8 protein-coding genes are annotated in these 24027 nt (G+C 37.0%); 3 read left to right on the top strand and 5 right to left on the bottom strand.

All coding sequences use genetic code 11. The features are described 5' to 3' along the window. Positions 1-37: 37 nt before the first annotated feature. Together MG292_RS03185 and MG292_RS03180 are read right to left on the bottom strand one after the other, a co-directional pair. The gene (locus MG292_RS03185) at positions 38-1324 is read right to left on the bottom strand and encodes a hypothetical protein (RefSeq protein ID WP_264534141.1); all 1287 of its coding nucleotides are present in this window, start codon (positions 1322-1324) and stop codon (positions 38-40) included. An 84-nt stretch (positions 1325-1408) separates the two neighbouring features. Next, complete coding sequence (locus MG292_RS03180) at positions 1409-1852, bottom strand: hypothetical protein (RefSeq protein WP_264534142.1); 444 nt, start codon at positions 1850-1852, stop codon at positions 1409-1411. Between the two features lie 200 nt (positions 1853-2052). Between MG292_RS03180 and MG292_RS03175 the strand changes: the two genes are divergently transcribed. From MG292_RS03175 to MG292_RS03165, 3 genes are read left to right on the top strand one after another with little or no spacing between them, the layout of a single operon-like run. Further along, entirely contained in the window at positions 2053-3201 is a 1149-nt protein-coding gene (locus tag MG292_RS03175; RefSeq protein WP_264534143.1) for a DNA polymerase III subunit, read from the top strand. 4 nt (positions 3202-3205) lie between these two features. After that, positions 3206-3589, top strand: coding sequence for a DoxX family protein (locus MG292_RS03170; protein WP_264534144.1), 384 nt, complete (start codon positions 3206-3208; stop codon positions 3587-3589). An 8-nt stretch (positions 3590-3597) separates the two neighbouring features. After that, positions 3598-4113 carry an acyl-CoA thioesterase gene (locus tag MG292_RS03165; protein ID WP_264534569.1) on the top strand — a complete coding sequence of 172 codons (516 nt, stop codon included), beginning with the start codon at positions 3598-3600 and terminating at the stop codon, positions 4111-4113. Between the two features lie 276 nt (positions 4114-4389). Here MG292_RS03165 and MG292_RS03160 read toward each other — a convergent pair whose 3' ends face one another. From MG292_RS03160 to MG292_RS03150, 3 genes are all read right to left on the bottom strand, one after another. Continuing rightward, positions 4390-5280: a PorP/SprF family type IX secretion system membrane protein gene (locus MG292_RS03160; RefSeq protein ID WP_264534145.1), complete on the bottom strand. Its 891-nt coding sequence runs from the start codon at positions 5278-5280 to the stop codon at positions 4390-4392. A 28-nt stretch (positions 5281-5308) separates the two neighbouring features. Beyond that, complete coding sequence (locus MG292_RS03155; protein ID WP_280158098.1) at positions 5309-11014, bottom strand: LamG-like jellyroll fold domain-containing protein; 5706 nt, start codon at positions 11012-11014, stop codon at positions 5309-5311. 252 nt (positions 11015-11266) lie between these two features. Then, positions 11267-23923 (bottom strand): Ig-like domain-containing protein, encoded by a 12657-nt coding sequence (locus tag MG292_RS03150; protein ID WP_264534146.1) that lies wholly within the window; start codon positions 23921-23923, stop codon positions 11267-11269. Between the last annotated feature and the right edge of the window lie 104 nt (positions 23924-24027).

Raw genomic sequence — 24027 nt, 5'->3', positions numbered from 1 at the left:
GAGATGGTTTTTGTTGTGGCATTTTCAATTAGTCTATTTAATCGTTTTTAGAAGCAGTTATTTTGTCTATACTAAGTCTAAAATCTGGTGTTTTTTCATTTGCAGAATCAATAAATGTATCCTTGTATTGCCCATTCGAATACACATTGAAAAAAGCGGCATTACCATACCAATTTTCCAAATCTTCATTGTTGGAATTATTTTCTATGAAAATATTCCCTTTGCATAAATTAAAATACATCTCTTTGAATTTGATTTTGTTCAAATTTTCATCATTAATAGCAATTGTATTTTGTAAAATTACTGCTGGGTTAAATCCCGAAATCACGCTTTTATTCAGTTCAATACTGGTATTTTCTCCTACATAAATGGCTTCTCTTACTAGTCCAGTATTAACATCATTGCGAATATCTTGACTGTTGTTTACCAAAGTGATATTAGTTGCCAATACTTTAGTCATTTTTTTCGAAAAATCTACTTCATCTCTTTTGTCATAAGAAACAGCATGCAAACAACGTGATCCTAAATTATTAGTTAAAAAAGGGGATCGAATAGCGATTGAATTATCAAGAATACTTTGTGCTCCATAATTAAATTTAAAGTCATCTTTGCTACAACGGTACGAAATTGCTTTTTTAAGCGTTACCTCTCCACCTAACACCTCAAAAGAATCTCCTGTGGCATAACTTACCATAATATTTTCTAAAATTGTTTTGCTTCCCACACCTGCAAGTAAAAGTCCATTAAATTCGCCATATTCTTTGCTCTTTGCGCCAGCAAACTCAATACGAACGTATCTTAAAATTCCCGAATTACTGGAACTGTTATTTCCTCCAAAAGAGGTCAAGACTCCATTAGAGTCAAGGTTGACAGAAGCTACTCCTCCTAATCTATTGATGGGAGCGTCTCCTAAAATTATTACTCCTCCCCAATCTCCTGATTTTTTCACACTCCTGTTAGAAGTAAAAACAATTGGGTCTGTTTGAGATCCGTCAGCAATTAAAGAGGCTCCTTTGGTAATAATTAGGGCTCCTTTTGATTCATAATCTCCAATAATTACAGTGCCTGGTTCTATAGTTAAAGATGCATTGTTGGTTACATATACTTTACCCAATAGTAAATACGTGTGCTTTTTCAATAATTTTGCATTAGTTGAAATTGTTCCAGACAAAATTTGATTAGGTTCATTATATTCCGTTTTTATGGGCTTAAAATCAGTCCATGGACTTAGCCAATTCTCAAAACCTGTTATACCCTTTTCTTGTTGAGCAAAAGAGGAAATAGTTAGTAAAAAAAGAAATACTATCGAAATGGTCTTTTTCATATTCGGTGCAGATTTATTTTATTTGAAAATTCCCTAAAAGAAATCTTAAATTCTATTTAGAGTAAGAAATTAAATGATGAATTATTATTCTTGTTCGTTTAATTCATGCATTTGTTTCAACACACTCTCATAAAAAAGAATCGCTTTAATTAGACTTTCTTTGTCTGAATACGGCAACATTCCTTTTTGAAACTCAGTCGTAATATCAAGAAATTTATCTGTTGCATCGTGTTGTGTGTCTAACAGACTAATATTCTCCGACGTAAATGGAATGCCTAAATCGACCATTGTGACTCCTGGTTTTGAAGCAAGGGCAATATACGGAAGGGTTTTTATAAGGGTCTTGGTCCGTTCTACATAAAGCACTAAAAGTTGTCCTTTTTGCATGCTTTGTAATTCTTTTTTGTCGTAGAATTTAAGAATAGATGCGTTTTGTTTGATAATACTTTTAGGAACACTTTTGTTTTGAGAAAACAGAGTTCCAGCAGTAAAAAAGAAGAAACTTAAAACAAGGTATTTTGCTTTCATAGATTTGGAATATTTAAAGATTAACGGGTGATTAACCAAAAACAAAATTATATATTTAAATATAAAAAGCAAGTTTTATCTGTTTTTTTTTAATTCTACAGCTACTATATTGTTCAATTCTTTATTATTTTTTGTTGTATTTCATCTTTATTCCTTGAAATTGAAGATTCAAATCTTCCTTTTTCTGTTATCTTTGCTTTATGCTTTTTTCAGAAATTTTAGGACAAGAATATATTAAAAGTCATTTGACCCAAAGTGCTAACTTGGGTAGGATTCCACACGCTCAATTATTTGTAGGGCCAGAGGGTAGTGGCACACTCCCAATGGCTATTGCTTATGCACAATACATTTTGTGTAGCAATTCTAATGGAGAAAATAGGGGCGAAAATGAATCCTGCAACCTCAAGTTTGATAAAATTTCGCATCCTGATTTACATTTTATATACCCAACTGTCAGTACAGAAGATGTAAAAAACAAACCCAAAAGCATTGATTTCATTTCAGATTGGAGAGCATTTGTGCTTCAAAATCCATACGGCGGGTTATTTGATTGGTACACCACGCTTGGCGTCAATAACAAACAAGGTCTGATTAGAGTAGAAGATGCTAGCGATATTGTAAAGACATTGTCGCTAAAATCATATGAAGGAGGTTATAAAGTAATGATTATCTGGATGGCCGATAAAATGAATGTAGAGGCATCTAATAAATTGCTGAAATTACTAGAAGAACCACCTGAAAAAACCGTTTTTATCCTCATTTCTGAACAAGAAGAAGACATCATTCAAACGATACGGTCTCGATGTCAAGTAATTCATTTTGGCGTATTGTCAGAAAGCTGTATTGCTGAGGCTTTGGTAATCAACAACAAAATAGATCATAAACGAGCCGCAACTATAGCACATCAAGCACAAGGAAATTACAATAAAGCCTTGCATTTATGTAAAAATGAAGACGATGAATTTCCTTTTGATGAATGGTTTGTCACTTGGGTTCGTGCCGCTTTTAAAGCCAAAGGAAATGCTGCTGCAATTCAAGATTTAATTCAATGGAGTGAACAAATTGCTGGTTTAGGTAGAGAAACACAAAAGAAGTTTTTAGTATTCTGTATTGAAATGTTTCGACAAGCATTATTACTTAATTATGAAACTCCAAGCTTAGTATATTTAGAACCTAAGGTTGAAAAATTCCAATTAGCTAACTTTGCTCCTTTTGTAAATGGAAATAACATACAGGACATTTTCAATGAATTGTCTGATGCTATGTATCATATTGAACGCAATGGAAATGCTAAAATTATACTTACCGATTTATCTATAAAATTAACCCGTTTAATCCATAAAAAATAAAACTATGAATAATACTGCATCTATTTTAATTTTAGTTTTTTTGGCTATCACCTTTCTACAATCTGGTTACGACAAGCTCTTTTATTGGAAAGATAATATAGCTTGGCTAAAAGAACATTTTGCAAAAACTCAATTAAAAAATCATGTCCCTTTGGCCCTATTACATGTGTTAATTTTAGAATTAATTTCAACTATATTATGTGCTGTTGGCGCGATAGAATTACTGTTGAGTAGCGGCAGACTTTTTGGATATTATGGTGCTGTTTTTTCTTGTATCACATTATTGATGCTTTTAGTAGGACAACGTTTAGCCAAAGACTATGATGGCGCAAGAACTATCGTGATTTATTTTATCCCGGCAGTAATGGCCGTGTATTGGCTTAATTAATAGTTATGATGACACCTAAATACCCTTCAGATTCTTTAACTGTTTTAACCGACTTAGTTTTACCAAGTGAAACCAATCACTTGAATAATCTTTTTGGAGGAGAATTGTTAGCCCGAATGGATAGAGCGGCGAGTATTGCAGCGCAACGACATTCGAGAAATATTTGTGTGACTGCTTCTGTGAACCATGTGGCGTTTACCAAAGCCATTCCGCTAGGAAGCGTAGTAACCGTTGAGGCCAAAGTATCCCGATCATTCAATAGTTCTATGGAAATTTATATTGACGTTTGGATTGAAGACCGTGCCTCTGGCAATAGAACCAAAACAATGGAAGCGATATATACTTTTGTTGCTGTTGATGCTACCGGAAAACCTGTTGAGGTTCCGCCAATTATTCCTCAAACCGAATTAGAACAACAGCGTTTTGATGCCGCATTACGTCGCAAGCAATTAAGTTTGGTTTTAGCAGGCAAAATGAAACCCAACGATGCCACCGAATTAAAAGCTCTTTTTTTAAAAGAATAGATTGAGGTACGATATACAATATACGAAGTAATATACGATATACGAGGTACGATATACGAAGTAAGAACTCAACCTAATACTTGTCATGCTGAATTTAGTTCAGCATCTACATAATTTGAATGTTGAACTTGGAATGTTATGTTTGCATCACTTCGATCGCAATGACCAATAAGCATCAACAAATTTTGAACTAGATATTAATAGCCACGAATTGGTGAATTTTAAAATTCGCTAATTCGTGGCTCCAAATAATAACATTGATTGTTGACTATCGACTTAAAATTTAAATCGTAAAAGCATTTCGTTAGTATTTCTAGCAGCGGCTAATGAGGCTTGGGTGCTCATCTCATAAGCAAATCCAAATTGTAATCTATTACTAATTACTACAGTTGCCATAGCCCCATAGGCTTTATCTGTTCTATACATTCCTCCTATTTCAAAGGTTTTGTCTATTTGTAACATCGTTGTAAGATCTAACGAGGTTGGGGCACCACTGACATAACGTAACATCGCTGAAGGTTTTAAAATTAATCTAGAAAACTCCCCACTCAATGGAATATCGTATCCTCCACTTAAATAGATGTGTGGACTATCAGTAGCTACACTAGCATAACCATCATCGTTAGTAGCACGTTTAGAATTCAATAATCTTGGAATAGATAACGATACATACAAGTCGCCTTCTTTATATAAAGCTCCTACTCCAACATTAGGATTGAAGGTACTTATCGAAGCCAAAGCTGGGTCGGCCTGTACATTGTACATCTCTAAGCCCGAGGTATTCACATTGTATGAATTCCCTCCTGCTTTTATACCAAAATATACATCTGCTGTCTCACTCATTTTTAACTTATAGGAAAAATCCAAACTAACATAGGTTTGTTTTTCTATAAAGGTTTTGTCGCTAATAACAGTTACTCCAAAACCCACTTTTTTTCCTAATGTAGTCCCAAAGGACACGGCCTGAGTCTCGGGTGCATTGGCAATACCTGTCCATTGCTTTCGTAAGGTGGTGGTTGCTACCGTTATACTATCCATCCCTACATAAGCTGGATTAACTAAATTCATATGTTGACGGTAAAAACTATAAACGCTCTCTTGTTGTGCCATAACAGCACTACTTACAAAAAGTAGTGCTGTCGCTAATATATTGTGAATTTTTTTCATCGTTTATTTATTATTCTTTTAATACTTATTATTTTGTAATATATATCCATCCTTGAGCATCAATAGTACCATCTCCTGATAAATCAATTTGATAAAAATAAGAGCCTATTGGTAACATTTCGCTGCTGCCTTGGTAATTTCCTGACCAATTATTTTGATAATTAGCCGAGTAATATACTTGAGCTCCATTTGGGTTGAATACACGAACAATAGATCCTGGATGGTTCTCAATGTTATAAATTACCCAAGTGTCATTAATACCATCTCCATTTGGTGTAATACCCTCTGCAATGTTAAGTTCAACTGTATCACAAACATCTCCTAATCCATCACGGTCTCTATCAGCTTGATCTCTGTTTGGTATGTTTGGACAGTTATCTGAAGTATTATTCACTCCGTCTCCATCCCTATCTGGATCACAACTATCAATGATCCCGTCTGAATCCATGTCAGTACCATTATCTGGTATACCATCGCCGTTTACATCAGCATCACAAGTATCTAAGATGCCATCATTGTCATCATCTGTATCAGCATTATTCCCAATACCATCTCGGTCCGTGTCTAACCACTCCGTTCTGTCTAACGGAAAGGCGTCGTTAACATCTAAAACACTATCCCCATCATCATCTGTATCAACAGAATCTAATATTCCATCGCCATCAGTATCTTGATCTATAAATAAATTAAAGGTTACTGTTCCGGTTCCGTCTGAGTTGGTTCCTGAAATGGTATAACTACGTGTAGCCATAGCTACTCTAGGGGTTCCTGTTATAGCTCCAGTTGTTGTATTAAACGACAAACCTGTTGGTAGAGCCGGACTAATTGAATAATTAGTAACCGGACCTCCTGCATTTGAAACCGTAATGGTAGTAAAGGCAACTGAAACAACTCCTACATAACTATTTTGAGACACACTCAAAACAGGAGTTTCATTTATATTGTTTATCGTTATTGTAAATACTTTTTCAAAATTCAAACCTCCTGCATCAGTTGTTCTTACTCTAATACTATAACTATTCTTAAGTTCATAATCAAAAGCTTCTGCTGCTTTTAATTGGTTTCCAACAATTGTAAAACTTGCGTTATCTGTATTACCATTACCACTTACTAAAGTATAACTGTGAGTATCTCCCGCATCGGCATCAGTACTACTTAAAGTACCTATAACAGCTCCTACAGCATTGTTCTCACTAATTGAACTTGAACTTAATGTAATATTAGTTGGGGCTACATTTACCACAACATTTACAGTCTTACTAGCTGATAAAACGATACATGGATCGTTTCCTAAACCTCCGAATTCTACTACATATCCTTGAATACCACCCAATGATAATGGATAATCGTTCCAAGTACCATCGATTACAAAATGAGCATAATCTTCGCCTGAGCCATAATCATTTGGTTCGCCTGGGTACCAATTATTGTAAAACCCTCCTACAGCTGAACCATTACTTCGTCCTTGCCAAAACTGTTGACCTGCCTCTGGTCCTGTCATCCATTTCCAAACGCCCTCTGTTTGCTCATCACTTGCGCCCATCCAACCTTGTCCTTGAATCTTTGAACGAACAAATTGATTTTCAGCAGCGCTAGTTACAGTAGTTAAATAACCTTGCATACCAAAAAAGGTTAATTGCTCAGCGGCTGCTTTTGCATTTGTCCAACTAATTCCTGGGGCAGTAATAAACTGATAAAAGTGATTATTCTCTACAAAAGGCAAGGCTGAACCTAAGGTAAAAGTTACCGTTCTGTCTTGTGGATTATTTGAAGTAGTGTTAATAGTAACAGCACGTAATATCGACTGAGCTTCTGAAGGAGTCATGTTTCCTGTAAAAGTTAATACCCCTGTACTCGAATTATAACTTTGACTCACACCACTTGGAAGTGATCCTGTATAAGTTAAAACGTCACCCGAAACAAATCCGCCACTAATTAATACCATAGCGCCATTAATCGTATTGGTATCATTAACCCCCAAATCAGAGTCTACTACAATTGGGGTACCCGCTTGTAGCGTAATTGCTCCCGATGAAGTAGCTATCTTATCTGGATCCACCTGAACCGTAAAAGTCTGTGAGGTTACTCCTCCATTTAAATCATTAATAGTAATAGTAACTGTCGAAGTGCCAAACTCTCCTGAAACGGTAGTGTAATTCATCGTTCTTGCTCCTGTTGTGCCAGAAAAACTAATATTAGATATTGGTAATAAGGTCGCATTTGACGAAGTTACCGAAATACCTAAGTTGGCCAACGGAGTCTCCAAATCACCTACCACAAACTGAACAGGACTAGGTGTACGATTTGCACATAAAATCTGATTCGAAATCGTTGATATTGTTGGTAAAGCGTTTACTGTAACAGTATAAGTAGTACTTTGATTGCAATAAGTATATGTAATTACTACTGTTCCTCCTGATACTCCAGTAACTACTCCAGTACTAGCATTAACCGTAGCTACTCCGGTAGAAGCCGATGTCCATGTACCTCCTGAAATAGGGTGAGCTAATGTAATCGTATTTTGTGCAACCAAAGTAGTTGGGCCTGTTATTTGTGGGAAGAAACCAGACACATAGTTACTAGTGTTTCCTGATAAAGCAAAATTAACTAAAGTCCCATTATTAATATTTGAGGTATTATCTAGTAAAGAAGTAATACTTGAATTAGTTCCTCCAATAACCCCTTGATTAAAATTGAAATAATCAACCAATCCTGTTTCAGTTCCAGACAATGGAACGTTCATTGTAGATTGAATGTCGCTTTGGCTTCTTGAAACGTTCCAAAAACGAACTTCATCTAATAATCCTGCATAGTAATTATCAATGAAACCTAATTGATAAGTTCCTACGACATTCACTGCATTTGGCGCTGGTGTCGTAGCTGCTAAATTTCCATTAACATATACTTTAAATATTGTTCCTTCCTTAACTAAAGCAATATGACTCCATACGTTTCTCGAAATTAAAGCCTGATCTGTTAAAAGATCGAAACGAGTATTTGTTCCATCTTCATAAGAATCTATATGGATTTTTCCATCTTTTAAATAAAAAGAAGGATTTCTTGAAGTATTACCTTGTTTACCAAAAATAGCATGATATTGACCATCCCAGTTAGAATTGTCTGGCTTAATCCAAGCTTCGATAGTGAAGGCTGTAGCTCCGTCTTGTATACTGTTTGAAGTTAAGTCTACTCTGTCGTTTACACCGTCTAAATGAAGTGCATTATTAGTCGCTACAACCACAGGAGTTCTTAAACTACCACAGCCATTACTATTAACCGATTGTGCATAATAAGTAGTTCCGGCAACTAACGCAGTTGTACTTGCCAAAGCGCTTCCACCAGTTGATGCCGCATACCACTGAATAGTATCTCCAGCGGTAGGAGTAGCTTGCAAAGTTGCTACCGTTGCTCCTGGGCAAAATAATTGTGTAGCAGCAGCTGTTGGAGCCGAAGGCAATGAGTTTACATTGATAGTTACAGAAACAGGAGTTGCACAAGAATTTGTTGGATCTATTACTGTATAAGTAGTGGTACTAGTAGGGGTTGCAATAACTTGTGCTGTATTAGTAGCACTTAATCCTGTATTTGGGGACCATTGATAACTAGACCCGTTACTAGCTGTTAAGGTTATTGGTTGTCCCGCACAAACTGTAGGAGTAGAACAGTTGAAATTCTCAGCCCCAAAAGCAATATTAGCATACGTTTCGTTTTGATCGTATTGAATCGTTATACTAGTATGTGTTCCTGGAAATTTTACTATGGTAAATCCTTCTTGACCCGTCAAAGTAGTATTTGAATTATAAGTCATTCCTGAACCGTTCCAAATCACTTGGTACGGAACAGACGTGGTTAGACCTACTGGAGTAGTTGGATTACCAATACTTGAAAAAGCGACCTGAGGATTATTTACTGGCTGATCAAATGTAAACGTAAAAGTACCTGCTAAGTCATTACGAAGTGTTGCTCCGTTAGGCACACTATATTGTGCTGGAAACGAGTTGTGATTAAACATGGAAGATGTTGTAGACAAACCTCCTGCTGAATGAGTTACCATTACGTTAACATTCCCTATTTTACCCGAAGCAGTGGTTGCATTAACGGTATTCCATGTGGACCAATACAATCCTTGACTTGCACATAAAGAGTTTTGAATCCCTAACAATGCTGCCGTATTAACGGTTCCTGATGCTGCTACATTTTGTGTAGTAGCTCCTGTTGAGGCTACGGTAATGTTACCGCTCTTTGCTCCAGCTGTAGCCGTAGACACTAATCGTGTATACACGGTGGTAGCAGCCAAAGTGCCTGAAGCAGGAATAGTAACCGATGATCCAAAGCCTGTCCCACTTGACAACGAAACTTCAAAACCTGTTGGCGCGGTTACAGTAACGTTTCCTGTTAATAAAGTCCCTGAAACCGTAAACGATTGATCGGCAGAAGCAGTCCCTGTACAAGTTGAAAAACCTGTTAAAGAGGCTACAGAAGAAGTTAGAACGGAAGAAGGGGTTCCAACTGTTAAATTAACTTCGTCTACAGACGCTGTACAAGTACCGCTAGTCACTGTCCAACGATACACATAAGAACCGTTAGTTAATCCTGATAATGTTGCAATATTATTTGTTTGAGATAAAGTAGGAGTATTAGGGCCACTAACTCTAGTCCAAGTGCCTATTCCTGACGTAGGTGCTGTAGGTGTCAAAGTTGTAGATGTTGTTCCTGTTGCTAAAGTAACATCACTACCTGCATTTGCTGTTGAAGGTAAATCATATATTGTTAAACTAGTCCCATAAGTCTGTTGTTGAGCATTTTGCCTTGTTACAGTAACATTTACAATAAAGTTGCCTACAGTATTGTATACTTTAGTTGGTGTAGCAGAAGTAGACGTAGTACCATCCCCGAAATTCCATGAGTAACTTACAACTGGGTTGCTGCTATTATTATCAATAAAATTAAATGTAGATTGATTAGAGGTAATACAATTTCCTGTTTGCGAGATTTGAATTGTACCCATTAACCAAGTTAAAACATTGGCTATTAATTTATCACCGTTAGCATAATATCCACTTGAATAATCTGGCCAAATTGCTAAATCGATTACCCTTCCATATCCAGATGTTCCCACATTTTCAAGAGCTTGTAAACCTGGACGCCCATCTGAAAATTTAAAAATTGAATATGCACCAGAAGCCAAAGTTGTTCCAGTTGAACTAAAAGTACTTCCTATATTCCATGTAGAAGTATTAATATTATATGGAAACTTTAATGCGGGATGATCCGGCAATTGAACTGCTCCAATAGAAGTTGGTCCATTTGATTGAGATGCTGGAATCAAAACTTTATATGGCCAATTATTCCCTAATGGTATAGAGGCATTTGCAAACATCATAACTGCAACTCCTCCTCCTGCATTTACATAATCCCTTAGTGTAGCATCAAATCCCCAAGAAGCTGAATATCCTGCATTTGTTGCTATCATCACGGCATCAAATTGATTCAAATAACTCAAAGTAAATTGAGATTGAGTAGTTGAATTTAAATGTACACCCGTAACGGAATTAAAAACATTCAAATTGCGCAATCTAGTTGCTAAATTTGTTGCTGTAGTTAAATCTGGTCCAGAAGTTGAACCAAAAATAACTAGTACATCTTGAGAATACGTAATACTTGAAAATAAAAAAACTAATGTAAGAAAAAAGTTTCTAACTGAGTTTTTTGAAAAAAGTAATTTTTTCTTCATAAAGAAATTATTTGTGGGGTGAATAATTAAGTGTTTTAAATTAGCTGACAAAAATACTATTAATCTTATATTTTCCATTTGTTTTTATGTATAATTTGTCAAAAAAAATATTTTTTTTGACAAATTTACCTAAACTAGTTGCTGTAGAATTAACAACATTTGATTGTAAACTATTTTATTAAGTGCTTTAAATTAATGTACTATAAAAAACGCCCTTATATAATAAGGACGTTTTTATTGTGGATAATCAATTTATTTAGTAATATACATCCATCCTTGAGAATCAATAGTGCCATCGCCACCTAAATCAATTTGATATAAATAAGAACCTACTGGCAACATCTCACTGCTTCCTTGATAATTTCCTGTCCATTCATTTCGATACGTAGTAGAGTAGAACACTTGTGTGCCGTTAACATTAAACACCCGAACAATAGAGCCTGGATGGTTCTCTAAGTTATGAATTACCCAAGTATCATTAATACCATCTCCATTAGGTGTTATGGCTTGTGTTACATTCAATTCAATGGTATCACAAACATCCCCTAAGCCATCACGATCTCTATCGGCTTGGTCTCTATTAGGAATATTTGGACAGTTATCTGAGATATTATTGACGCCGTCGCCATCTTTATCTGGGTCGTTATCATCGTTAATTCCATCTCTATCCATATCAGCACCATTATCTGGAATACCATCTCCATTAACATCCACATCAGCATTGTCCAAAATACCATCGTTATCATCATCGGTGTCTGCATTATCTCCGGTTCCGTCTCTATCAGAATCTTTCCATTCTAATCGATTCGTTGGGAAAGCATCGTATATATCTAAAATACCGTCGCCATCATCGTCTGTATCTACAGCATCTAAAATACCATCTCCATCTGTATCTTGATCAATAAATAATCTAAAGTTTAAAGTTGTTGTACCTGCCGCATTACTCACCGTTATTGTAAACAAAGTAGTAGGTATTGGAGCGGTAGGACGCCCAGAAATTACCCCATTTGTACTATTTAAAATGATTCCGGCTGGTAATGCTGGAGTTACAGTGTAAGTGCTTGGCCCTCCAGTATTTTGGATGTTAATTGGGGTTAAAGTCTCCCCAACAGCTCCGCTAAAATTAGTTTGGGCCAAACTTACAGACGGCGGAGCTAAGGTTTGAATGTTAGTATTTGTAACACTTGCCACTGGACTAGCAAAGGCATCCTGATAAGCTAAAGTTAGATTATAAGTTGCAAAACTTAATGCTGTACCAGAAACAACATTAGCAATTGTCGTTGGGTTTGTTCCTACTACATAAGCAAAATTGGCAGTAGTAGCATTATTCATTGTCCATACAATAGGAGCTCCTCCAGCGGTTGGTGTAAATAGCAATTTAACAGAGCCCGATAAAGGGAATTCAGGTAAGGTATAGTTAATTTGTAAGGTTGTTGCTCCAGTTGTATTGGTTGCCGGTGAAATCAATACTGGAGATTGAGTTGTTCCTACTCCTACGGTCAACTGAGTTGTAATTGTTTGAGCGTTATAATTAGCATCGGCAGCCTGAATTGCGGTAATAATAGCCACCCCTGAACCCGTAATTGTTACTGTATTTCCAGAAATAGTGGCCACTGCTGGGTTGCTAGAAGTATACGTTACTAATCCTGTTCCGCCTGAACTAACAGGAGGTGTTATAACAAATGGTGTATCATCTGTAGTTTTGTTTATAGAATTAAAATTACTTAAAATAGGTGTCGCCTTTGCAACAGTTAAAGTGGTCGTGGTAGTAGCTGCAAGATAATTAGCATCAGCGGCTTGAGTAGCTGTGATGGTAGCTGTCCCAGCACCTACAATTGATATTGTATTTCCTATACTCGTTGCCACACTAGTATTACTTGAAGACAGCGTAACCGTTCCAGAAGAGCTACTCGTTGGTAAACTAATCGTAAAATTAGAGTCGCCATACGTTTTCAGAATCGGAGACATTGAGGTCAAAGTAGGCTGCGCTTTGTTTACTGTTAGTATAAAAGAAGTACTTCCTGGGTCGTAATTAACATCTGCGGCTTGGTTTGCTGTAATAGTCGCTGTTCCAGCACCTACAATTGTTATCGTATTTCCTGTACAAGTCGCCACATTAGTATTACTTGATGAAAAAGTAATCGCCCCTGTTGAATTACTTAATGGTGTTGTTATTGTAAAATTAGCATCGCCATAGGTCTTCGTAATAGCAGGTAGTGCACTAATTGTAGGTAACGCCTTGTTCACAATTAGCGAAATAGTGGTAGAACCAGAAAGATAATTGGCATCTGAAGCTTGTGTAGCTGTAATTGTAGCAGAACCTATTCCTACAATTGAAACGATATTTCCTGTAATTGTTGCGACAGAAGTATTACTCGAAGTATAACTAAAAGCCCCTGTGGCACTTGTTGAAGGTGGTGTTATCGTGAAATCAGTATCTCCAAAATTCTTAGTTATCGTGGTAGTAGGTCCAAAAACTATTGGGGCTTTACTTACCGTTAGACTCACAGTAGTAGAATCAGCAAGATAATTCGCATCTGTAGCTTGAGTAGCGGTAATCGTAGCCGTTCCTGCTCCAACTATAGTTACCGTATTCCCATTGATAGTAGCAACATTCAAATCACTTGAGGTATAACTAAAATTTCCTGTTGAATTAGTGGTTGGAGACGTTAAACTGAAATCTGCATCACCATATACCTTATTAATTGCTGTCATTACTCCTAAGGTTGGTGAGTTTTTAGCAACCGTTAACACGCAAGTTGTTGTTGCGGATAAATAATTGGCATCTGTAGCTTGTGTTGCAGTTAGTATAGCCGTTCCAGCACCTACAATAGTAACTGTAGTACCACTAATTGTGGCTACATTAGTATCGCTTGAAGTAAATGTTATGACTCCCGTTGAAGCTGAAGTAGGAACTACTAAATTAAAAATAGGATCTCCATACGTTTTTGTAATAGCCACCATATTTGAAAGAGTGGCAGTTGCTTTATTTACTGTAATGATTGTGGTTGTACTTCCTGACAAATAATTGGTGTCTGTAGCTTGAGTTGCCGTAATTGTTGCTGTTCCAGCACCTACAATAGTAATCAAATTTCCACTGAAAGCAACCACGTTGGTATCGCTTGATGTGTAACTAAACGTTCCAGTGGCATTACTTACCGGAGCTACTATATTGAAATTAGCATCTCCAAACGTTTTAGTAATCGTAGCAAATGACCCTATTGTTGGGGTGGCTTTATTAACTGTCACTGTCGTTGTAGTACTTGCGGTATCATAATCATTGTCAGAGGTTATTGTAGCCGTAATTGTAGCGTTTCCAACTCCCACTACGGTAAGTGTATTTCCATTTACTATAACTACTGATGGATCACTAGAAACATAACTGAAAGTCCCCGTAGAATTAGTTGTTGGGGCAGTAATAGTAAAATCCGCATCCCCATACGCTTTGGTAATCGCTGCGAATGTTCCTATAGAAGGAATTCTTTTATTAACGGTAATTGGCAATTGTACTGAAGTGCTTCCTACAGCATTGGTAGCAGTAATTGTATAATTGGCTGTTGGGGTGTATGCTGATGGATTACCTGAAATTACCCCTGTTGTGGTATCCAATACTAATCCTGCAGGCAAACTTGGTGTTACACTAAACGTTATTGGTGTCAAACCAGATACCGTTGGAATTAAATCAGGAATCGCTACACCTGCAGTATAATTGGATGGCGTTACATAACTAAGCACTGGTACATCTACTACAGAAATAGTAAAAGTATCTGTAGCATTTGGTGTAAACCCATTATTAGCCGTAACGGTATAACTTTGTGCTGATTGAATAGTTGTTGGCATACCCAAAATTTGCCCCGTAATGGTATTAAATACCATTCCTGCTGGCAACGATGGACTTATACTATATGTTACAGGGGTAGTAGAATTTATTGTTGGAGTAATGGTGTTCATTATTGCATTTCGTGCCAGAATTAGATTGCCTCCATAACTTAAATTAGATGCAGGGCCACCAATAGTAATTTCAACACTAGTTACCGATCTTCCCATAAAGTTGAAAGCGGTTATAGTATATACAGAATTAGCTGTGACTTGAGTAGGAGTACCACTAATTATTCCCGTTGTGGTGTCAAAACTTAAGCCTATTGGTAACGAACGATCTATACTATATCTAGTAACTGCGCCACCATAAACCGTTGGTGTTAATGGAGTTATTGCTACACCTACTGGGAAAACAACAGGTGTGGTATAACTTAAATCCGTTGGTTCATTATCGTTTACTAAAATCGAAATAGTTTTAGTTACTGAACCTCCCGAATTAGTTCCTGTTATGGTATAGTTTGTAGTTACTGAAGGAGAAGTTGGTCGGCCAGAAATTGCCCCTGTACTTGTGTTAAAGAGTAATCCTGTTGGTAAACTTGGTGAAATTGCATAACTAGTTATCGCGCCACCTGAATTCGATGGTGTTAATGGATTGATCTGAACTCCTTTAAAAAAGACATTAGGCGTTGAATATTCCAAATCTGTGGGAGCCATATCTGTTACAGTAATTGAAATAGTCGCTGTTGTGCTTCCACCTGAATTAGTTCCTGTAATTGTATAAGTGGTAGCTGCTAGTGCAACTAAAGGGGTTCCTGAAATGGTTCCTGTTGTTGGGTTAAGTAGCAATCCCCCTGGAAGAGATGGACTAATAGCGTAATTAGTAATACCACCTCCTGAATTAGTAGGAAATAATGTAGTAATCGAAGTTCCAACAGAGTATACATTTGGGGAGGTATAACTCAAACTAGAAGGAGGTGTATCGATTACTGCTATAGTTAAATTAGCAGTGGAATTTCCAGTCGAATTAGTGCCCGTTATTGTATATGTAATTGGATTAGATAGAGTTGTTGGCGTACCACTAATAACCCCAGTTGTAGTATTAAATGATAAGCCTCCATAGGGTAAAGGGGGATTAATACTGTAACTAGTAACTGCTCCTCCTGTTGATACCGGAGATAAATTAGTAATAGCTACCCCTTTAGTATAAATATTTGAACTAGAGTAACTGATTGCAGGAGGAGCATATGTAACTGTCAATGTTGTTGAAATACTTCCTGCATTAAAACTTCCAGAAGCGGGTTGTAATGCCGTAATAGTAGCGGTACCTATCCCTTTAATTGTTGTAGTGTTTCCGTTGATTGTACCAACATTTGGCATACTACTGAAGTATGTAAAAGCAGAGTTGCTTGTACTTGATGGACTGCTAATTGCAAATGGCGCATCACTTACATATTTTGATAAAGGATTGAAGTTAGTTAGTACGGGGTTTGTATTAGACCCTAAACCAACGGTTAAAACTGCCGAAATACTCGATGACCTATAAATGCCATTAGCAGCTTGTACTGCTGTAATTATAGTAATTCCTGGTGCAACTAACGTCACTGTTGATCCTGAAATTGTCGCTACTGCCGGATTACTACTGTAATATGTAAATCCACCCGCACTATTAGATGTTGGTGCCGTTAATGAAAAGTCTGGATTACTCATCATTTTGTTACTATTCGCAAAATTACTGAGTGTTGGATAAACTAAATTAGCAGCGCCAACAGTAATAATTGATGTTGTAGTACCTGCAGTATAATTACCACTGGCAGTTTGATTAATGGTAATTACAGCTGTGCCTGTACCCACCACAGTTAATACATTCCCTGAAATTGTCGCTACTCCAGCAGAACCACTGCTATAAGTAATGGCCCCCGGAGAATTGGACACCGCATTAAGTGTTATTGATCCATCGCCAACTGTAGCAGTAAAATTGGGTAAATAAATAAATGGTGATGTTTTTACCGTTACCGTAAAAGTTATGCTTCCTGTAGTGTAATCGTCAGTCGCTGCTTGCGTGGCTGTAATTGTAGCGACACCTACTCCATTGATAACAGCCATAGTACCATTGATACTGACAATAGAAGGATCGCTGCTAGTGTAAGTAATACTGCCGTTACTGTTACTAGATGGTAATGGTAATGCAAATGTAGGGTCAGTAGTAACTTTTGAAATATTTGCAATACTCCCTATAGTAGGGTTTAATGGTGTAGTATTTCCATATACAAAACCGGTTGCTGTTGCCGTTCCGCCAGGAGTAATCACTGAAATAGTTCCTGATGTTCCTGCACCTACAACTGCTGTAATTGTAGTGTTATTAACAACCGTGAAGGATGTTGCTGGTGTACCTCCTAAAGACACTGAAGTAGCATTATTAAAATTAGTGCCCGTAATGGTAACTGTTGTCGCTCTATTTGTTTTGGTAGGGGTGAAGCTAGATATGGTTGGTGCAGGAACAAATGTAAATCCAGCTAAAGTTGCAGCCCCTGCCGGGGTGGTAACACTTACGCTTCCTGAAGCGCCCGTGGCAACTGTAGCGGTGATTTGTGTTGGACTATTAACAACAAAAGAAGTTGCAGCAACACCTCCAAAACTTACCACTGTAGCATTACTTAATGCTTTTCCTGTAATAACAACACTTCCATTATTGCCTGAGCTTACTGGCGTAAATGAATTAATTACTGGAACAGCATTAGAAAGCATAAATAAAGTACTACTAAGCGGCCCTGTATATTTGTTAAATGTAACTGAATTATCCGTTCTTGTTATTGAACCCACTGTTTGAGCGACCCAATTACCAGAAACAAATGCATATAAAACAGGATCTGTCACAAGTCCTACGATATCTGATGAATTCCATTCAAAAGTTAAATCTGTACCATAACCCGCAGTATTAGCGTTGTTTTTAGTTATTTTCCAAGTTCTATTAACTACATTATTCATTGCTGTACCTGTTGTACCGCTTGTTAAAACACCATCTGAAACACTAACGGAATACATATCTATTGTACCCGTATTATTGGTTAAAGTTACTGGATTGTAAGCGCTATTCCCTACAGGAAATAATGTGGGCACTGTACTAGTAGAAATAGTCAAAGCTCCCGTTCCATTTGTTTTTACATAAGACGTTGGTGATGATTCTAAAACAGCTCCCCAAGTTGCATTATAATTCCCTAATGTGGCAATATTTCCATTTAATCGTAAGCTTCCTGAATTTGAGTATGTAGCACCACTACTATATGTTGAAGCACTATTAGCTAAAACGAATACGTTCGAAGCTGAAGTAAAATTAATAGGAGATTGATTCGTAACTGTCTTCCATGACGTTAACGTTTGCATTGCATTAGCCCCCGCAGCAGTTGTATAGTAAGACTCAGCTAACCGCAACTCAATAGTAAATGACAACGAACAGTTATTGCAATCTGAGGCGGTTAATCTGTAAAATCCAATTTGTGGGTTGTATGTGGGATCACTATTGAAATCAGTTATAGACAAGTCTGCAGAATAATCATATGGGGTAAATGTAATGTTATCCGGACTATAGCTCCACTCGTAGTTGGTACATCCAGTAGTAGTTGTTACTGGTACACTTAAGTTAAAATTAGCTCCTTTAGAAACGTAATTAATTGTTTGAGGTGCCTTACGTATGTAGGGAGCATTCGCTAAATCAACTGGGAAAATCTTAAACTCTGATAAACCCAATGGTCTATTATTTTGTACTCTAACATATCGAGCATTAACAGCTGCAAAATTAAATGAGCCATAACCCTCATTAGCAGGAACATAATTCCAACTAACATTATCAAAATATGCATCTATCCAACGCGTTCCACTAATGTTAGCAACCACAGTAGTCCATGATATCCCATCAGTGCTAACTTGAATAGATCCTCCTTCGGCATCATAACTATTTTCATATGCCCCAGTTTTCTCTACAAGATCTAAAATATCATTGTAACTATCAAGAACAGGTACTGCCCTATATGAATCTGTAACATCTCCAGCATAAGGATTCCATGTGGAAAGCCCTGCTAAATCCACCCTATTAATTAATTTACTACTTCCTAAATCTAAGGTAATATAGGCTTGACCAGCTGAAGAGTTGTTTACTATTAACCCTGTTTTACTGCCACTATCATTTTGTCTAATTGTTTCTGGATTACCATAATAATCTGACGATCTATCTCTTAAACTTGACAATCCACTAGAATAAGTAGTTTCTTTCAGATAACTAATAGCCCAATATTGACCCGTATTATTATCATAATAGTTATAAAAATAACCCGGCGATTCGTAGTTTAACCAAGATGAAATTACACTAGTATTAACACCAAATGCAGTCGGAATCGCTGCAGTAGCCGATGAACAACTTCCAAAAACATCTGCTACATTCAAAATTGCAACATTACTATAATTTACACAACCTGCCGACTTAGTTAATTTAAGCCTGTACTGGTATTTATGGATAAAAGGTACAGCAGTGTTAATGGTTAGTGTAGTTGTAGTAGCTGTGGTACCGCTAAATCCAGAATAAGTAACATTCGGATCTATAGTGGCCGTTATATCTGCCCAGTTTAAACCATTATCCGTACTTCGTTGCCAATTAAAAGTAGTTTGATTAGCTATATTAGCTGAGAAAGTAACAGCAGAATTAGTAATTGCATTAACACTTGCTATAGTGTTAACAGTTGGTCCGTTATACACAATATCCACTTTAGTTCTAGGACTACTAACACAACCATTTATATCAGTTACTGATGCATAATAACTACTACTTGATGCCGAATTTAAAACTCCTGTAGTATAAGAGTTTCCAGTAGCTAAGCTAACTCCTCCTGATAAAGAGCTGTACCAATTTACAGCCGTATTTGCTGGAGGTGTTACGCTAACGGTTGCGGAATTACCAATACCGCATAAAGTAGTGTGTATTGCAGTAGGAGCCGCTGGTAAATCAAACATAGTTGCGGTAACAGGGGTTTTAGGGCTTTCACATGTGCTTCCAGACGCAGTTAAAACAGCCGAAACATATCGTGTTGTAGTCGCTTGTATATTACTAACTGTTGCGGTTGAAATAGAGCCCCCTGTATCTGCTGTATACCATTTCAAAGAGCTTCCAGAAGTACTCGTTGCTGATAAAACAACGTTAGAATTTTTACATCCCACATTCGAAATCGTATTAATAATAGAAGGAGTATTTACAACCGTTGCGATTACTGGAGTTCTTGTAGCGGAGATGCCATTACAGTTAATCCCTTCAGCATAAAAAGTAGTGGTTGAGGATATCGCTGGAGTTACAAAAACGGTTCCAGTTCCAATAGGAGACCCTCCAGTGGCTGTTGCGTACCAATTGATGCTAGCGCCAACATTAGTTCCTCCAGTAAAATTTGCGGTTACTGTTACTGAACCTGTATCACATCGGGATCCTGGTGTAGTAGTTAATGTAGGCGGAGTAGTTATTATAGTAGCTTGAACTGCCATTCTTGCTGAAGTAGCAATACATCCATTTGACGTTTCTGCTTGTGCATAATAATTGGTTGATGCGCTAATTGAAGGGGTTGTAAAAGTATCGCTTGTTCCTAATGCAACACCACCTGTTGCTGTGGCAAACCATTTTACTACCCCTCCTGAACTCGTTGCTTCAAGAGTAACCGTAGATGTCCCACAAGCAGTAGCAGGTACATTAGCAGTAATTGTTGGGTTAGGGGTTACTGTAATAGTAATGGGATTTGTAAAATAAAAAACCGTAGGAGCTGTAGACAAGGCTGCTGCTCTTCTATAATAGGTTGTGGTAGTTAATGCGGAAGGAATGGTATATCCAACCGTATTTGTTGAAGCAATATCTGCCCAACCACTTGTTGGAGAAGTAGATTTTTGCCATTTATAAGTAATTGTTCCTGCAGTAGAAAAGGCTGCTGGAGTTAAAGAGGTTAATGCCGCTGGAGTAGTATTATAACAAATCGTTTGATCCGTGCTGATTTGTCCAGCCTCTGCCACTCTATTTCTAAAAACTACAATTCCATTTGTGCCATTTGCAGTAATAATATCAGGTTTATTATCTCCATCAATATCTGTAATTTCTACTTGTGAGTAGGTCACTCCAGTTGCAGCATAAAGCGTAACTGAATTAGCAAAAGAAATGGTTCCAGATACAGAAGTATTCTCTAGATAAGCAATTTTAGAATTGGCTGCATTATCAGTAACTACAACATCCGGTTTACCATCTCCATTCATATCGGCTAATGCCAAACCATAAGTTGCCGTCAATCCAGTTAACGAAAAATGTTGCGCATCTGTAATGGACAAATTCAGGTTAGCCGAATCATTTCTAAAAACAGAAATATTCCCAGAAGTACTATTAGTAGCAATTACATCTAATTTCCCATCCAAATCTAAGTCGGCTAATTTTACTGTATAACCAACTCCAGCATTAATTGCTTTTGTTGTTGCCTCTATAAAACTAAAACTTTTCATGTCAGGGTTACCTTGCGTTGTCGTGTTTTTAAGAACCGATACTCTTCCAGTTCCTGATAAAACAACATCGGCCTTACCATCACCATTCAAATCTCCAGAAGCTCCAGAATAATAATTCGTGCTATTCAATTTTTGATTGAACGAATCGGTATTAGCTGTATTTCCTGTTACAGAAGAAAACGTGGTTCCTGTAGTCGTATTTTTAATATAATACATAAGAGCTTGAGTACTATTAGTACCATTCAAACCAAAGATATCGGTGCGCCCGTCTAAGTTAATGTCTATAGGTAAAAACGATGCATTTACTTTGTACTTGCTCGTTGAAGATAACAATGAATTGTAATTTTGTAATGCAGGAGTTCCCAAAGTTGAAGTATTAATATTCGCAAAACCACCATTAGTAGTTATATCATTAGAGTTGGCAAAATCAATTTTACCATCATTATTTAAATCGGTAGCCAGTACATTTTTAGGTGTTGGAGAGGTAGGTATTACTCCAGTAATGGTAGCGTTTGCAGCAAATGTGCTTGAATTAATAACTCCCGCAGTAGCCGTATTTCTTAATACTTGAGGCACACCTGTAGAAGAGTAACTAAAAATATCTGCTTTGCCGTCTATATCAACATCTGACAATACAAACTTTTGATCTGGACTAGACGCAAATGTTCCTGTGGTAAATGTTACTGGAGACTCAAAAGAAGTCAAGGAGTTGGAGTTATAGCTCAATCCTGAAAGCGTAGTGTAAATTGGAACAAATTTATCGCTGCTAAAACAACTTAAATTTGAAGTTGTATTAAGCACAGAGAAATTGTTGAAACTAGCATTTACCGGAACGGTAACGGTAATGCTATTAGTTGTTGCAGCGGTGATAGCACATTTTACTCCTCCTAAATAGACCACATTATTGGCTGGACTAACTCCAAAAAACTCTCCTGATATTGTAACCGAACTTCCAACAGCACCAGATAGTGGTGCAATGGATGTAATTTTGGGAACTGGAGAAAACGTCATGGCTACTTCGTCAATGGCTAAAGGCCCACTGTTTTTACCATTTGAAACATAGGTGGGTATTGGGGAGGTATAACGCAACGAAGTATAAATAACTCCCGTTGTCCCTAATGGAACAAAATATCGCATATTCGCGGTACCTTGACCAGAAACAATTTGGGCACCGTTATCTACACTCCATTCAAGCCCATAATTGTTCCCATCATTATTACTAGTGAAAGTGTAGTCCATATAACCACCAGGAGTGTACCCTGAAGCAGTGGTTTGTATACTCCCTCCCGTTGGATACTTAGTTATAGGTGAAGTTTGTGTATAACTGGTTTGATAAGCGGCCGACCATTCAAAAACAACTCTGTAGGTTTCTCCTGGGATTAAATCTTCACTTGTATAAGTCAATAATCTATCTGAGCTCATCGGAGCGTTATTTGTATAGGTCGTCCAGTTAGTTGCATTACTTAAATAAGTTGCCATTTCTGCACCCACAATATATTGATTCCCATTGGTAGGCAATGAAGGAAAACTATTGGCTAATGCAAACAAACATCTTGGTTTTGGATCATCATTCCCAGCATTTTTATATTTGAACGATAATGATATCGATGAGGCATTCAACGGAACAACAACATCTTTGTAAATATAAATTTTACTATTGGAAGCTTGTGGGTTAGTTACTGTATTTGTTGTGCCGTTATCAGATACAAATGCTCCATTGCTTCCGAGTGTTTTTCCTGCGCTACCAACAACCCATTTATTCACATTAGAAGTATTAAGAATAGTCCATCCATGTGTTCCTTCAAAACCTCCATCAGTTGTTGGATTAATTAAATAATTGGTTGTATCTACTGTAAAATTAGTACCCGTTGCTATTCCGTTTGGTGTCTCTACAGTAATATTCCCTGAAGTTGCGTTAGAAGGAACCACCGCACTAATACTTGTAGCACTGTTTACAGAGAAACTTGAAGCATTTATTCCATTAAACTTAACTGCTGTAGCTCCAATAAAATTAGTTCCAGTTAAACTAACTGTTGTTCCTGTCTGACCTTGCGTGGGAGCAATAGTTGTAACAGAAGGTATGTTAGATGTTATAACAACATTAGCATAATATTGGTCAATAGCTGCTCCCTGATAATTGGCTGTTTTAAAATTAAGTGTATGTGTACCTGGTGTTGTTGCGTTTCTGATTATGTTTCGAAACACAAATTTAATATTTGACCCCGCAGGAACAGTAACCCCAGCATATTGAATTTGGATACCACTCCAATTATTCCATGCTGCGGTATAACTTAACAATGATTTATTTACAGGTTGATTGTTAATATAAAAATCATAGTCTGCAGAAGGTAAGGGACTATTGGGTGTCATTAAAAAACCAACAAAATCTGGCATAGCCAAATAGAATATATTACCATTACAGGGTTGTGTGGTAGTATACTCGAATGTATATGTGGAGACAGCTCCTGCAGTACTATTCTCAACAGTAACAGTTTGTGAACGGGTCAATTGAGATGATAAAAAAAGTAGTGTTGTTACTACAAATTGAGCGACTGAAATGATACATTTATTCTTCATTGTTGTGGGGATTCAATTCTGATGGGTTGGAATATATTTTAAAACCAAAAAAGCGTAAATCAACTTCTAAGTAATTTACGATTAGGATTAAGTTTAGATTATTA

It is taken from the genome of Flavobacterium keumense (assembly GCF_029866485.1).
Classification (GTDB): domain Bacteria; phylum Bacteroidota; class Bacteroidia; order Flavobacteriales; family Flavobacteriaceae; genus Flavobacterium; species Flavobacterium keumense.
Note: the sequence above shows the minus strand (reverse complement) of the source record. Positions and strands in the feature narration are given on the sequence as shown.

Bases quoted from the DNA above. Each gene is read 5' to 3' on its own strand.
- MG292_RS03185 (WP_264534141.1), bottom strand. From the start codon at position 1,324: ATGAAAAAGACCATTTCGATAGTATTTCTTTTTTTACTAACTATTTCC.
- MG292_RS03180 (WP_264534142.1), bottom strand. From the start codon at position 1,852: ATGAAAGCAAAATACCTTGTTTTAAGTTTCTTCTTTTTTACTGCTGGA.
- MG292_RS03175 (WP_264534143.1), top strand. From the start codon at position 2,053: ATGCTTTTTTCAGAAATTTTAGGACAAGAATATATTAAAAGTCATTTG.
- MG292_RS03170 (WP_264534144.1), top strand. From the start codon at position 3,206: ATGAATAATACTGCATCTATTTTAATTTTAGTTTTTTTGGCTATCACC.
- MG292_RS03165 (WP_264534569.1), top strand. From the start codon at position 3,598: ATGACACCTAAATACCCTTCAGATTCTTTAACTGTTTTAACCGACTTA.
- MG292_RS03160 (WP_264534145.1), bottom strand. From the start codon at position 5,280: ATGAAAAAAATTCACAATATATTAGCGACAGCACTACTTTTTGTAAGT.
- MG292_RS03155 (WP_280158098.1), bottom strand. From the start codon at position 11,014: ATGAAGAAAAAATTACTTTTTTCAAAAAACTCAGTTAGAAACTTTTTT.
- MG292_RS03150 (WP_264534146.1), bottom strand. From the start codon at position 23,923: ATGAAGAATAAATGTATCATTTCAGTCGCTCAATTTGTAGTAACAACA.